This window comes from Arthrobacter sp. B055-34, from assembly GCF_059090425.1.
In genome coordinates, this window is the sequence record NZ_JBNHFQ010000002.1 from 326,030 (window position 1) to 339,457 (window position 13,428).

The 13,428-nt window shown below is 66.4% G+C and carries 13 protein-coding genes; 7 read left to right on the forward strand and 6 right to left on the reverse strand.

The window, feature by feature from the left end; translation table 11 throughout:
* Positions 1–131: 131 nt before the first annotated feature.
* Positions 132–1,010, reverse strand: coding sequence for a 2-hydroxy-3-oxopropionate reductase (locus tag AC5RWO_RS04715; protein ID WP_498729758.1), 879 nt, complete (start codon positions 1,008–1,010; stop codon positions 132–134).
* Between the two features lie 65 nt (positions 1,011–1,075).
* On the reverse strand, positions 1,076–1,858 hold the full coding sequence (locus tag AC5RWO_RS04720; protein WP_498729759.1) for a hydroxypyruvate isomerase family protein: 783 nt from the start codon (positions 1,856–1,858) through the stop codon (positions 1,076–1,078).
* A 197-nt stretch (positions 1,859–2,055) separates the two neighbouring features.
* On the opposite strand from AC5RWO_RS04720, the gene AC5RWO_RS04725 reads away from it, so the two are divergent.
* Together AC5RWO_RS04725 and AC5RWO_RS04730 are read left to right on the forward strand one after the other, a co-directional pair.
* Positions 2,056–2,547: a DUF2975 domain-containing protein gene (locus AC5RWO_RS04725; RefSeq protein ID WP_498729760.1), complete on the forward strand. Its 492-nt coding sequence runs from the start codon at positions 2,056–2,058 to the stop codon at positions 2,545–2,547.
* Positions 2,547–2,774 (forward strand): helix-turn-helix domain-containing protein, encoded by a 228-nt coding sequence (locus AC5RWO_RS04730; protein ID WP_498729761.1) that lies wholly within the window; start codon positions 2,547–2,549, stop codon positions 2,772–2,774. The genes AC5RWO_RS04725 and AC5RWO_RS04730 overlap by 1 nt, the downstream gene beginning before the upstream one ends.
* Before the next feature lie 77 nt (positions 2,775–2,851).
* On the opposite strand, the gene AC5RWO_RS04735 is transcribed toward AC5RWO_RS04730, so the two are convergent.
* From AC5RWO_RS04735 to AC5RWO_RS04750, 4 genes are read right to left on the reverse strand one after another with little or no spacing between them, the layout of a single operon-like run.
* A complete protein-coding gene (locus tag AC5RWO_RS04735) occupies positions 2,852–3,673 on the reverse strand; it encodes a bifunctional allantoicase/(S)-ureidoglycine aminohydrolase (protein WP_498729762.1) in 822 nt (273 codons plus the stop codon).
* The gene (locus AC5RWO_RS04740) at positions 3,666–4,955 is read right to left on the reverse strand and encodes a DUF6986 family protein (protein WP_498729763.1); all 1,290 of its coding nucleotides are present in this window, start codon (positions 4,953–4,955) and stop codon (positions 3,666–3,668) included. Before AC5RWO_RS04740 ends, AC5RWO_RS04735 begins: the two co-directional genes overlap by 8 nt.
* Positions 4,955–6,559, reverse strand: a complete 1,605-nt coding sequence (gene aceB, locus AC5RWO_RS04745; protein WP_498729765.1) for a malate synthase A — start codon at positions 6,557–6,559, stop codon at positions 4,955–4,957. The genes AC5RWO_RS04740 and aceB overlap by 1 nt, the downstream gene beginning before the upstream one ends.
* 14 nt (positions 6,560–6,573) lie before the next feature.
* Positions 6,574–7,959 carry an NAD-dependent malic enzyme gene (locus AC5RWO_RS04750; RefSeq protein WP_498729767.1) on the reverse strand — a complete coding sequence of 462 codons (1,386 nt, stop codon included), beginning with the start codon at positions 7,957–7,959 and terminating at the stop codon, positions 6,574–6,576.
* 197 nt (positions 7,960–8,156) lie between these two features.
* Between AC5RWO_RS04750 and AC5RWO_RS04755 the strand changes: the two genes are divergently transcribed.
* The 5 genes from AC5RWO_RS04755 to AC5RWO_RS04775 all read left to right on the forward strand — a co-directional run bounded on the left by AC5RWO_RS04755 (position 8,157) and on the right by AC5RWO_RS04775 (position 13,427).
* On the forward strand, positions 8,157–8,921 hold the full coding sequence (locus AC5RWO_RS04755; protein ID WP_498729769.1) for an IclR family transcriptional regulator: 765 nt from the start codon (positions 8,157–8,159) through the stop codon (positions 8,919–8,921).
* A gap of 222 nt (positions 8,922–9,143) precedes the next feature.
* On the forward strand, positions 9,144–9,638 hold the full coding sequence (locus AC5RWO_RS04760; protein ID WP_498636053.1) for a nucleoside deaminase: 495 nt from the start codon (positions 9,144–9,146) through the stop codon (positions 9,636–9,638).
* 12 nt (positions 9,639–9,650) lie between these two features.
* Entirely contained in the window at positions 9,651–11,174 is a 1,524-nt protein-coding gene (locus tag AC5RWO_RS04765; protein WP_498729771.1) for an NCS2 family permease, read from the forward strand.
* Between the two features lie 59 nt (positions 11,175–11,233).
* Complete coding sequence (locus AC5RWO_RS04770; RefSeq protein WP_498729773.1) at positions 11,234–12,529, forward strand: XdhC family protein; 1,296 nt, start codon at positions 11,234–11,236, stop codon at positions 12,527–12,529.
* A gap of 25 nt (positions 12,530–12,554) precedes the next feature.
* Complete coding sequence (locus AC5RWO_RS04775; RefSeq protein WP_498729774.1) at positions 12,555–13,427, forward strand: FAD binding domain-containing protein; 873 nt, start codon at positions 12,555–12,557, stop codon at positions 13,425–13,427.
* Position 13,428: the final 1 nt, after the last annotated feature.

Below are 13,428 nucleotides of genomic sequence, written 5' to 3' on the forward strand. Positions count from 1 at the left end.
ATCTCCTTGAAAGCCTGTGGTGGAGCCCTTGGGCGGGCTGTTTTTGGGTGTGTTCGGTGGAGCCGGCATCGCCAAATTACGACGCCGGCTGCTTATCTTGGGTGCGGTTCCGGCCTGCCGCCGGGGTGCTTTTACTTCCGGCCGGAAAGCTGCAGGACCTGCTTGAACAGGCCCGAGTGGTCCAGTCCGCCGTCGCCCTGGTTGACGGTGGCGGCGACCAGCTGTGCAACAGCGGCGCCAAGCGGGATGGCCACGTTGGCTTCGCGGGCGGCGGAGGTGACGATGCCCAGGTCCTTGTGGTGCAGGGCGAGCCGGAAGCCCGGGTCGAAGTTGCGGTCCAGCATCTTCTGGCCCTTCTGCTCCAGCACCTTCGAGCCGGCCAGGCCGCCGCCAAGCACCTTGAGTGCGGCGTCGGTATCCACGCCGTAGGCCTCGAGGAAGGCGATGGCCTCGCCGAGGACTTCAATGTTCACGGCGACGATCAGCTGGTTGGCAGCCTTGACCGTCTGGCCGGAACCGGAGGGACCCACGTGCACAATGGTCTTGCCCACGGCGTCGAAAACATCCTGCGCGGCTTCGAAGTCGGCCGCCTCGCCGCCGACCATGATGGAGAGCACGCCGTCAATGGCGCCCTGCTCGCCGCCGGAAACCGGGGCGTCCAGCGGACGGATGCCTGCGGCGCGGGCCTCTTCGGCGAGGCGGACGGCGACGTCGGGGCGGATGCTGCTGGCGTCGATCCAGAGTGCGCCCTGCTTGGCGTTGGCGAAGACGCCTTCCTCGCCGGTGACCACGGCTTCCACGTCCGGCGAGTCCGGCACCATGGTGATAACGACGTCGGCGTCCTTCACTGCGTCGGCGATGCTGTTGGCACCTGTGCCGCCTTCGGCTGCGAGCTTGTCGATCTTGTCCTGGCTGCGGTTGAAGCCGGTAACGCTGTGGCCGGCCTTGACGAGGTTGATGGCCATGGGCAGGCCCATGATGCCGAGTCCGATAACTGCAACGTTGGTCATGATGAAAGTCCTTTGCTTCGTGCTGGTCGGTAAGAGTCTGTGCTGAGAGTCGGTCAGGCGGGCGGTTAGCGGATGAGCCAGCCGAAGGCCTGCTCGGCCGGTGCCTTGTACTCGAGTCCGATGGGGCCCTGGTAGCCGAGCTGGCGGCTGCGGGAGATCCATTCGCCGAGCGGCAGTTCGCCGGTTCCGGGGGCGCCGCGGCCGGGGTTGTCCGCGATCTGGATGTGGCCAAAGTCCTTGGCATGGTTTTCGATGACTGCCGCCACGTCGTCGCCGTTGACGGCCAGGTGGTAGAAATCGGCGAGGAGCTTGATGTTCTGCGGGCCCTCGGCGTGGACCTTGCCGATCACATCGAGTGCGTCCTGCGCGGTCTTCAGCGGGTAGCGCTCCGCGCCGGAAACAGGCTCGAGCAGGACGGTCCCGCCGATCGCGGCGACGCCCTCGGCCGCGGCGACGAGGTTGGCCAGCGCCACCTCATCCTGCGCCTCCGGGGTGTACTCGTCCAGGCGGTTGCCGTAGAGCGCGTTGAAGGCCTTGCAGCCCAGGCGCTCACCGATACCGGCGACGACGGCGATGTTGTCCCGGAATTCGGCGTCGCGCCCCTTCCAGGACACCAGGCCGCGGTCCCCGCCCGGCATGTCGCCGGCGTTGAAGTTGAGCCCGGTGAGCTGGACGCCGGCGTCGTTGATCGCGCGTTCGAATGCCGCGACGTCGGCGTCACCGGGAACGGACTCGGCGAACGGCCACCAGAACTCCACGCTGTCGAAGCCGGCGGCGACGGCGGCCGCGGGGCGTTCCAGCAGGGGCAGTTCGGTGAAGAGGATGGAGCAGTTCACGGTGTAAGACATTGGTATTCCTCGGGATTCACTTATTCCAGATTGTGGAAGTTTACTTTTGCTCTACGAAAAGCGTAACGAGTGACCGCGAGCACTGTCAAGCTTCTTTTCCGTAAAACGGAAACTCTTTTCCACCAATCAGTCGCCTAGTTGCTTGTTCTACTGTTTCTCGATAGATTTACCTTGTTATTCGACATAAGGAGACACCATTGGGAAAGCTAACGGTCCTGGCGTTGCGCCTGGTGCTCACCCTGCTGCTCGCCGGCTCGCTGTTCATCCAGGTGTGGATGGTGCCGCTGATTTCCACTGATCTGGCGGAGGCCGGCGCGCCCACCGCAATGCGCATCCTGTTCCTCGTGATCGTGGTGCTGGGCATCGTCACCGTGCAGGTCACCATGGTCTGCGTCTGGAAGCTGCTGACGATGGTGCGGCGGGGAACGGTCTTCTCCCACCGCGCCTTCCGGTACGTGGACACCATCTTCGGCGCGGTAGCGGCGGCGTCGGTCCTCATGTTCGGGCTTGCCGTGCTGCTGGCACCTGGCGGTATTGCTCCCGGCATCGTCCTGTTGATCTGCGGGGCGTCCCTGCTGATCGCCGGGATGGCGCTGATCGTCCTCGTGCTCCGGAAGCTCCTGGCGCAGGCTGTAGCCCGCGACGTTGAAGCCAAGCACCTGCGGACCGAGCTGGACGAGGTGATTTGATGGCCATCATCGTCGACATCGACGTGATGCTGGCCAAGCGCAAGATGCCCGTGGGCGTGCTCGCGGAACGCGTCGGCATCACCCCCGCCAACCTCGCTGTGCTCAAGAACGGCCGTGCCAAGGCGGTGCGCTTCACCACGCTCGCCGCCTTGTGCGAGGTACTGGAGTGCCAGCCCGGAGATCTGCTGCGCTGGGAGCCCGGCGAGCCAGAGGAATCCCCGAATTAAGACAAAATAGCTCCGCCCCCGGACTCTCAAACGGGGGCGGAGCAGTCTTGTCCGGCCGCAGCGGCCGGTTGTGATTGTCAGAGGACGATCTGGCGGTTCACGTCCTTGTACAGCAGGTAGCGGAAGTTGGATGGACCGCCGGCGTAGCAGGCCTGCGGGCAGAACGCGCGCAGCGACATGTAGTCGCCCTCCTGAACCTCGACCCAGTCCTCGTTCAGCCGGTAGACCGCCTTGCCTTCGAGCACGTACAGGCCGTGCTCCATGACATGCGTTTCGGCGAACGGGATGGAGGCACCCGGCTCGAACGTGACGATGTTGATGTGCATGTCGTACGCCAGGTCATCCACCGGCAGCATCCGGGTGGTGCGCCACTTGTTGTCCGTGCCCGGCATCGGGTTCGGCTCCAGGTCCTGCTCGTTGCCGAACACCGGCTTCGCGGTGTAGCCCTGCAGGGCCTGGTAGGCCTTGCGGATCCAGTGGAACTTGGCGGCAGCACCGCCGTCGTTCTTCACCTGCCACTGGGAACCGGCCGGCGCGTAGGCAAAGCCGCCGGGGGCCAGGACCCGGTTTTCGCCTTCGATGGTGACGCTGAGTTCGCCGTCGACCACGAAGATGAAGCCCTCCACCGTGCTCTGGGCCTCGGGCTTGGCCGAACCGCCGCCCGGGGCGACCTCCATCAGGTACTGGGCGAAGGTGGTGGCACCGCCGGCGACCGGGCGGTTGAGGATCCAGACGCGGGTGTCCTCCCAGTCGGGCAGCACGCTGGTGACGATGTCGCGCATGACGCCGCGCGGGATCACCGTGTAGGCCTCGGTGACGATGGCGCGGTCGGTCAGCAGGTCCGTCTGCGGCGGGTGGCCGGCCGGGTTGGCGAAGTACTGCGTGTTCTGCTTAGTCATGGGTTTCCTCGCTGGTGGAAGCGGATTGGGGATGGGCGATGGCCTCGAGCTGGGCGACGGACACCTCGGCCAGCCGCTCGAACTCGTTGCTTTCGACGGCGCCGCAGACCAGTCCGCGGTGGAGGAAGCGGGCCAGGGCGCGTGCCGTTGCCGGTTCATCCATGATGGCGCTGTCGATGCCGTGGACATAGTTCTTCAGCCGCACCGCGGCGGCCTCGAAGCCGTCCCGGTAGAAGGCGTAGGTGGCCAGGAAGCGGGTGGGCAGCTGGGCCGAGTGCAGGTCCCAGCCCTGGTAGATGCCGCGTTCCAGGTGCCGGCGGACCAGGCGTGCGTGCAGCGCCCAGGCCTTGGCCACGTTCTCCGCGTCGCCGAGCGGCAGGATGTTGGTTGACCCGTCCGAGAGGTGCACGCCGGTGCCGGCCACGGCCACCTGCATGACGGCCTTGGCGTAGTCCGCAGCCGGGTGCTCCATGGACTGGTAGGCGGCCGCGATGCCCAGCGATGCGCTGTAGTCATAGGTGCCGTAGTGCAGCGAGCTGACCCGGCCGGCGCCGGCGTGGATCAGCTGCGCCACCGGTACCGTGCCGTTCGCGGCGAGGATCAGCTGCGGGGTTTCCATCTGCACCTCGAAGCGCAGCCGTCCCGCGGGCAGGTTGTGCGCCTGCTCCAGCTGCTCGCAGGCGAAGACCATGGCCTGCACCTGGGCTACCGTGCTGACCTTGGGCAGCGTCAGCACCAGGCCTTGCGGCAGGCCGTGCTCTCCGGACTCCTCCACGAGGGCACCGATGAACCGGTCCAGCGTGCGCAGGCCGCGGGCGCGGGTGGGCTCTTCGAAGCACTTAAACCGGATGCCGATGAACGGCGGCGCGGTGCCGGCGGCGACGGCCTGCGCCACGAGGGCACCGGCCTTCAGCGCGTCGGCGTCCTCTTCCTCGTCCGGGCGGTTGCCGTAGCCGTCCTCGAAGTCCAGCCGCAGGTCCTCGATGGGCTCGCTTTCGAGCTTGCGGCGGACCAGTTCGGCCAGCTGGGCACTCTCCCCCAGGCCGAGGGAGGTGGCCAGCTGCTCCAGGCCGCCGTGTTCCTTCACCGCGGCGAGCGCGTCGCCGCCCCAACGCGCGGCCAGGCCCAGGGCGAAGGAGTCGGCCGGGACGTAGACCGTGTGGACCGGCTGGCGGCCGCTGCCCTCGCCCGGGTAGGCGGCGGACAGCAGCTCGTCGGTGGCGGCCAGGTCCGCGTCGATCCTGGCGGTAACGGCGCTGGAGAGGGCGAGCTTGGCCGCCATCAGGAAACCAGCTCGTAGGCCGGAAGCGTAAGGAACTCCACGAAATCGCCTTCGCCGATGGTCAGGTCCGCGATCAGCTTGCTTGCCGGCTCGTAGTACTTGGCGAACTTGTCGGCGTCGTTAATTTCACCGCGCAGTTTCTCGGTCTCCTCGGTGAGGATGCGCTCCACCAGTTCGCGCGTCACGGTGTTGCCGGTGTCGGCCAGCGTGACCTTGTTGTGCAGCTGCTGCCAGACCTGGGTGCGGGAAATCTCCGCGGTGGCGGCGTCCTCCATCAGGTTGTGGATTGCGACGGCGCCGTTGCCGGAGATCCAGACGGCGGTGTAGGCGACGGCCACGTAGAGGTTCAGGCGCAGGCCGGCCTCGGTGACCTCGCCCTGGGCGGAGGACACGTCCAGCAGCTGGGCCGCGGTGACCTCGACCTCGTCGCGGAGGCGGTCAACCTGGTTGGGCTTCTCTCCCAGCACCGAGTCGAAGATCTCGCGGCAGACCGGGACCAGGTCCGGGTGGGCCACCCAGGAACCGTCGAATCCGTCGTTCGCTTCGCGGGTCTTGTCGGCCCGGACCTTGGCGAAGGCCTGTTCGGTGACTTCGGGTTCCTTGCGGTTCGGGATGACAGCGGCCATGCCGCCCATGGCGAAGGCGCCGCGGCGGTGGCAGGTCTTGACCAGCAGCTCGGTGTAGGCCCGCATGAAGGGCGCGGTCATCGCCACAGAGGCGCGGTCCGGCATGACGAAGCTTTCGCCGGCCTCGCGGAAGTACTTGATGATGCTGAACAGGTAGTCCCAGCGTCCGGCGTTCAGGCCGGAGGCGTGCTCGCGCAGTTCGTACAGGATCTCGTCCATCTGGAACGCGGCCGGGATGGTTTCGATCAGCACCGTGGCGCGGACCGAACCCTGCGGCAGGCCCAGCTCGGCCTCGGCGAAGGAGAAGATGTCGTTCCAGAGCCGGGCCTCGAGGTAGCTTTCGGTCTTCGGCAGGTAGTAGAAGGGACCGTCGCCGCGCTCAAGGAGGTACTGGGCGTTGTGGAAGAAGTGCAGGCCGAAATCCACCAGCGCGCCGACGGCAGGCTGGCCGTCGACCTGGATGTTCTTTTCCGGCAGGTGCCAGCCCCGGGGGCGCATGACCACGGTGGCCAGCGGAGCGTCGGTGCGCAGCCGGTATTCCTTGCCTTCGGGCGAGGTGAATGAGAGCTCACCGCGTGCGGCGGCGGTCAGGTTCGCCAGTGCGTCTACGACGTTGGGCCAGGTGGGGGTGGAGGCGTCTTCCAGGTCGGCCAGCCAGACCTTGGCGCCGGAGTTCAGCGCGTTGATGGCCATCTTCGCCGGTGATGCCGGTCCGGTCATTTCCACCCGGCGGTCCTGCAGCTTCTCCGGTGCCGGTGCAACCTTCCAGTCGCCCTCGCGGACATGCTTGGTTTCGGGCAAGAAGTCCAGCCCGCCCGAGGCCGCGGCCTTCTGCCGGTTGGTCACGCGCTCCGCCAGCAGGCCGTCACGGGTGGCGGCGAACTTCTGGTGCAGCTTTTCCACGAACCCCAGGGCTTCGGCCGTCAGGATCCTCTCGGCTCCGGGTACTGGTGCATTGTTGGTCACGGTGAGAGTCATGATGTTGCCTTCCTTTACTTGGCCGCTGCGGCCGACGCTACAGCTGCGGCGACGTCGGGTGCCACGTGGGGGTCGAAAACACTGGGAATGATGAAGCTGGCGTTGAGCTCTTCGGCGGACACGCGGTCCGCAATGGCGTGGGCCGCGGCGACCAGCATCTCGGGCGTAATGTCCGAGACACCGGCGTCGAGCAGCCCGCGGAAGAACCCGGGGAAGGCCAGCACGTTATTGATCTGGTTGGGGAAATCGCTGCGTCCGGTAGCGACGACGGCGGCGTACTTCGCGGCGATCGCCGGATCCACCTCGGGATCGGGATTGGCCATGGCGAAAATGATGGCGTCGTCGGCCATCGTGGCCGCCTGTTCCTCGCCCAGCACGTTCGGTCCGCTGACGCCGATGAAGACGTCGGCGCCGGCCACGGCATCGTGCAAGGTTCCGGTGTAGTTGTCCGGGTTGGTGTTCTCGGCCAGCCAAGTCCTGTGCGCATCGGTGTAGGTCTCGGTGCGGCTGATGGCACCGTTGCGGCCGCAGGCAATGATGTTCAGGGCGCCCTGCGCCTTCAGCAGCTGGATGATCGCGTTGCCCGCGGCGCCGACGCCGGCCACCACAATCTTCACGTCCTCGATCTTCTTGCGGACTACCTTCAGCGCGTTCTGCAGCGCGGCCAGCGTGACGATCGCGGTACCGTGCTGGTCATCGTGGAAGACCGGAATGTCGAGCTCATCGCGCAGGCGCTGTTCGATCTCGAAACAGCGCGGAGCGGCGATGTCTTCCAGGTTCACGCCGCCATAGACGGGCGCCAGGGCCTTGACGATCTTGATGATCTCCTCGGTGTCCTGGGTGTCCAGGCAGACCGGCCAGGCGTCGACGTCGGCGAACTGCTTGAACAGTGCGGCCTTGCCCTCCATCACCGGCAGCGCGGCGGCGGGGCCGATGTTGCCCAGACCCAGTACGGCGGAACCGTCCGTGACCACGGCGATCGTATTGCGCTTCACCGTCAGGCGGCGTGCGTCGTCGGGGTTCTCGGCGATCGCCATACAGACACGTGCGACGCCGGGGGTATAGGCGCGGGACAGATCGTCGCGGTTGCGCAGGGGAACCTTGGGGACGACCTCCAGCTTGCCGCCGAGATGCATGAGGAAAGTGCGGTCGCTGACCTTGCGGACCTGCACGCCGTCGAGCTCGTCCAGGGCAGCGCTGACACGCTCGCCGTGGGCGGCGTCAACGGTGTTGCAGCTGATGTCCACGACCATGGTGTCGTGGTGGCTTTCGGTCACGTCAAGCGCCGTGATGGCTGCACCGGCGGCGGCAACAGCGGCTGCGAGCTCGCTGGTAGCGGTGAAGCTGGCAGGGGTTTCCACACGCAGGGTTATCGAGTACCCGGGGCTGGGAGTCGCCATTGATTCTCCTCTGTTTCTGGGGCCGGACCGGCCTTAGTAGTTTCCGTATTATGGATATTATTATCTAAGAAGTGGAAATACAACCACCCCTGCAACATTTTCTTTCGACAGGCGGAAATTAATCAGCAGTTTGCGGTATGTTTGAGAGAGCAGTTCCACGAAGTGGATATTTTCAAGCAATGTGAGAGTGAGTTCCCATGGCAGAAAAAGCCAGCGGAGGCGTCCAGTCAGTCGAGAGGGCTTTCGAGCTGCTCGAGCTCATCACCAATGCCGGCGGCGAGGTCACCCTGAGTGAACTGTCGTCGTTCACTTCGCTGCCCCTGCCCACCATCCACCGGCTGCTGCGCACCCTGGTTTCGCTGGGCTACGTCCGGCAGCTCGCCAACCGGCGGTACTCGCTGGGCCCGCGGCTGATCCGCCTGGGCGAAGTGGCTAACAAGCAGCTTGGTTCGCTGGCGCGTCCGCACCTGAAGAACCTGGTTGAGACACTGGGCGAATCGGCGAACATGGCGGTACTGGACTCCGAGATGGTGGTCTACATCGCCCAGGTGCCATCGCCGCACTCCATGCGCATGTTCACCGAAGTCGGCCGCCGCGCCCACACGCACGACACCGGCGTCGGCAAGGCCATTCTCGCCCAGCTGGAAGACGACACCGTCCGCGACATCGTGACCCGCGCCGGGATGCCGACTCCCACGGAGATGAGCATTGGCAATATCTCCGACCTCATGCTGGAGCTGAAGAACATCCGCGAGCGCGGTTACTCCATTGATGAGCAGGAGCAGGAAATCGGCGTGCGCTGCTTCGCAATGGCCGTACCGGATGCCCCCACCCCCATGGCCATCTCCGTTTCGGGACCTGTTTCGCGTGTTGATGAGGCCTTTGCCAAGCGGGCGGTGCCCCTCCTGCAGAGTGCCGCGGAGCAGATCTCGGCGCAGCTGAACGCAGCCGCAGCGAGCTAAGTCTCCAGCACTTTTTCACATCCCAAAAAAGAAATTCCACAAAAGGTGTGGCCTTAGTCACTCGCAGCTGTTAGAGTTTGATTGCCAAAGGCGGGTTCCCATCTACGGGAGCTATCTACCGGGCGCTACTAACCTAAACAGCAATCGTCGAAGCTGAGGTCGCCGCCCGCGCCGTCTGGTGCCATGCCGTGGCCTGCTTCCCGATAACAGGGAGTCGCCACCATGAATACCACCACTATCTCCACCAGCCAATATCTGGCCAAGGCCGTCGAAATCGCCTCCAACAATGTCCGCAATGCCGGCGGGCCCTTCGGCGCCATCGTGGTTGCCGCGGACGGGCAGATTTTCGAGGGCGTCAACCGCGTCACCGCGAACAACGATCCCACAGCGCACGCCGAAGTCACGGCCATCCGCACCGCCTGCCAGGGCCTGGGCACGTTCGACCTGAGCGGAGCCGTGCTCTACTCCAGCTGCGAGCCCTGCCCGATGTGCCTGGCCTCCTCGCTCTGGGCACGGATCGACCGCGTGGTGTTTGCCGCGGACCGCCACGATGCTGCCCGTGCCGGGTTTGATGACGCCGTCTTCTACGACTACTTCGACACCCCGGTGGAGCGCCGGCTGATGCCCGTGGTCCGCGAGACCGGCGAACCAGGGGACACAGGGCATCTCGAACCCTTCAATATATGGAACAGTCTGGCGACTCGGATCGATTACTGAGGCGGTGCCGTCATGGCCATAATCCAGCCCCGTACGCGAACCCGTACCGACAATGCCCAGCAGGGCGCTCCCGGCACACCGGGCACTCCCCCGGCCGGCCTGCAACCCCGCGGACTCATCGACCGCTACTTCCAGATCACCGCGCGCGGCTCCAGCCTGGGGCGCGAATTCCGCGGCGGACTGGTCACCTTCTTCACGATGGCCTACATCGTGATCCTCAACCCCCTGATCCTCGGCGGCTTCGGCGCCGATTCCGCTCCCATGGACGTGGCCGGGAACTGGCTGCCGGCCGCGCAGGTCGGCGCCGTCACCGGCCTGACCGCCGGCGTGATGACCATCCTCTTCGGCCTGATCGCCAACTTGCCCTTCGGCCTCGCCGCCGGGCTCGGCATCAACTCCTTCCTCGCCGTCGCCGTCATCCAGGACGTGACCTGGCCCGAAGCCATGGGCTTGGTGGTGATCAACGGCGTCCTCATTGTCATCTTCGGCATGACCGGCGCCCGGACCGCGATCTTCCGGGCCATCCCCAAGGATCTGAAGGCCGCCATCACCGTGGGCATCGGCGTGTTCATTACCTTCATCGGATTTGTGGACTCCGGCTTTGTCCGCGCTACCGAGGGCGGCCCGCCCGTCCAGCTGGGCAACAACGGCTCAATCACCTCGGTGCCCACGCTGGTCTTCGTAGCCGGGCTGCTGATCATCGGCATCCTTGTGGCCCGCAAGGTCCAGGGCGGCATCCTGATCGGCATCGTCGCCACCACGGTTCTGGCCGCGGTCCTCGAAGCCACCCTGCAGCTGGGGCCGGCGTCCGACACCAATCCGGGCGGCTGGCATCTGAACACTCCGGTGCTCGCCGGCCAGATCTTCGCGGTACCGGACCTGACCCTGGTGGGAGAGTTCGACATCTTCGGCTCCTTCGCCCGGATCGGCGGACTGGCCGCCACCATGCTCGTCTTCACGCTGGTCTTCACCAACTTCTTCGACGCCATGGGTACCATGACCGGACTGGCCAAGAGCGCCGGGCTGGCGCACAAGGACGGCACCTTCCCTCGGCTGAAGTCGGCGTTCATCGTTGAGGGCATCGGCGCGGTGGCCGGCGGTGCCACCTCCGGTTCTTCCAACACGGTCTACGTCGATTCCGCCGCCGGCATCGGCGAGGGCGCCCGCACCGGGTTGGCCTCGGTGATCACCGGCGTGCTCTTCCTCGGCGCGATGTTCCTGACTCCGCTCACCAGCGTGGTGCCGATCGAGGTGGCGGCCTCCGCCCTCGTCGTCGTCGGTACGTTGATGAGCGCGCAGATCCGCGAGATCAACTTCAAGAAGTTCTCCGTGGGCATGCCCGCTTTCCTGACCATGATCACCATGCCGCTGACCTACTCGATTGCGAACGGCATCGGCGTGGGCTTCATCGTCTGGGTCCTGGTCAACTCGGCCAGCGGGCGCGCGAAGAAGATCCATCCGCTGATGTGGCTGGTGGCGGCTGGGTTCCTGGTGTATTTCGCCCGCGGCCCGATCAGCGACCTGCTCGGCGGATAACCGCTACGGCCGGTGCCGGCAAGCTCCGGCACCGGCCGCGGAATGAAAGGACTAGACCAATGCTGAATCTCGGTGCGGAGCTCGGCGCCTGGCTGGATGCGGCCGGGGACAACTATGCCGTGGCCACCGTCATTGCCGCCAGCGGTTCCGTTCCCTGTCCGGTCGGCACCTCCATGCTGGTCTCCGGCAGCGGCAGCGTGCTCGGCTCGCTCTCGGGCGGCTGCGTGGAGGGCGCCGTTGTCGCTGCTGCGCTGGACGTGATCGCGGACCAGCGGCCGCGGACGGAGAACTTCGGCTACAGTCCCGAGGACGCGTTCGCCGTCGGATTGACCTGCGGCGGCGAGCTGGACGTCCACCTCCAGCCGGTAAAAGCAACAACTAACGACGACGGCGGGGCGCGGCTGGGTGCCGTGCTCCCCCGGCTGGCGGCGTTCGGGCCTCTGGAGCCGCTGGCCGTGGTGCGGCGGATCGATGCCGGCGGCAACGGCGCGGTGCTCGTGCCCGGCCCGCAGCATTTCCTGCCCGGAGACCATGCGGACGGACTGGAGTCCCTGACCGGCTCCGCCGCTGCGGCCCGGTCTGCAGGCGTACAGCTCGCAGGGTTGCTCAGGCAGGGGGTCAGTGGGCTTCTGCGGATGTCGCCGTCGGAAACGGACTGCGGGGACGAACCGCCGGCGCTGCTGGTGGAGACCCGGCTGCCGCCGCCGCGGCTGCTGGTCTTCGGCGCCAACAATTTCAGCGAGGCCCTGCTGCCGGCCGCGAAACTGCTCGGCTACCGGGTGACGCTGTGCGACGCCCGGCCCGCCTTTACCCAGCAGCGGCGCTTCCGGGTAGCAGACGAGGTGGTCTGCGACTGGCCGCACCGGTATCTGGCCGGCGAGGCCGCGGCCGGCCGGACCGATGCCCGGACGGTGGTCTGCGTCCTCACGCACGATCCCAAGTTCGACATCCCACTGCTGCGCACGGCATTGGAGCTGGACCTGGCCTACCTGGGTGCGATGGGCTCGCAGCGCAGCCATGCCCAGCGGGTGCGGGACCTGCTGGCCGAGGGCGTGGCACCGCAAGCACTGGCCCGGCTCCATTCGCCGATCGGTCTGGACCTGCAGGCCGTCACGCCCGCCGAGGCGGCGGTGTCCATCACGGCCCACATCATCGCCTCGCGCAACCCGGCCGCCACGGGACTCCCGCTGTCCCGGCGCAACGGACCGATCCACAGCGACGTGCCCGTTCCCGGCAGCGGTCCCGTCCACACCAGCGCGCCCATCCAACCCCTCGGAACCGCGCACCCACGCATTCCGGAAACCACCAGTTCTGCCGCACACAGCGCTTCCCTGGCGCTCAGCGGCAGACCATAACGTTACGTATATATAGGAGTCCTCCATGGACATGAACACAATCGAGGCCGTGGTTCCCACCACGGATCCCGGCGACTGGCGCGAAGGAGATGCCTGGCTCGCCGGCGGAACCGTGCTGTTTTCCTACGGCAGCTCCACCCTGCGCCGCCTGCTGGACCTCGGCTCGGCCGGCTGGGAGCCGATCACTGTCAACGACGACGGAATCGAACTGGCCGCCACCTGCCTCATCGCCACCCTCTACGAACTGCCGGACTCACCGGTCCACGCCGGCACAATCGGAACCAACGGCGCCGCCAGGCTGGCGGACAAGTGGCCGGCGCTGGAGCTGGTGCGGCCCTGCTGCGATTCCTTCGTGGCTTCCTTCAAGATCTGGAACATGTCCACGGTCGGCGGCAACATCTGCACTGCGCTGCCGGCCGGACCGATGACCTCGCTGTGCGCAGGCCTGGATGGCATCGCCACCATCCTCGGCCCGCACGGCACCCACCGCCGGATGCCGGTCGCCGAACTCGTCACGGGCGATGCGGCCAACGCGCTGCTGCCCGGCGAACTGCTGCGCAGCATCCACCTGCCGGCGAGCGCACTGTCCGCCAGAACCGCCTTCCGCCGGCTGTCGTTGAGCAATCTGGGCCGCTCCGGCGTCCTGCTGATCGGCCGGCTGGATCCCGACGAAACCCTGGTGCTGACCGTCACCGCGTCCACCAAACGGCCGGTGCAACTGCGCTTCGACGCCGCCAGCCACCCGGATCCGGAGGGCCTTGAGGCCGCGCTGGATGCGGCCATCGCCCCGGAGCTTTACCACGACGACATCCACGGCCTGCCACAGTGGCGCCGGGAGATGACCTATCGGTTGGCCGAAGAAACCCGCGCCGAACTGCTCATGGGAAGGAGTGCCTGAG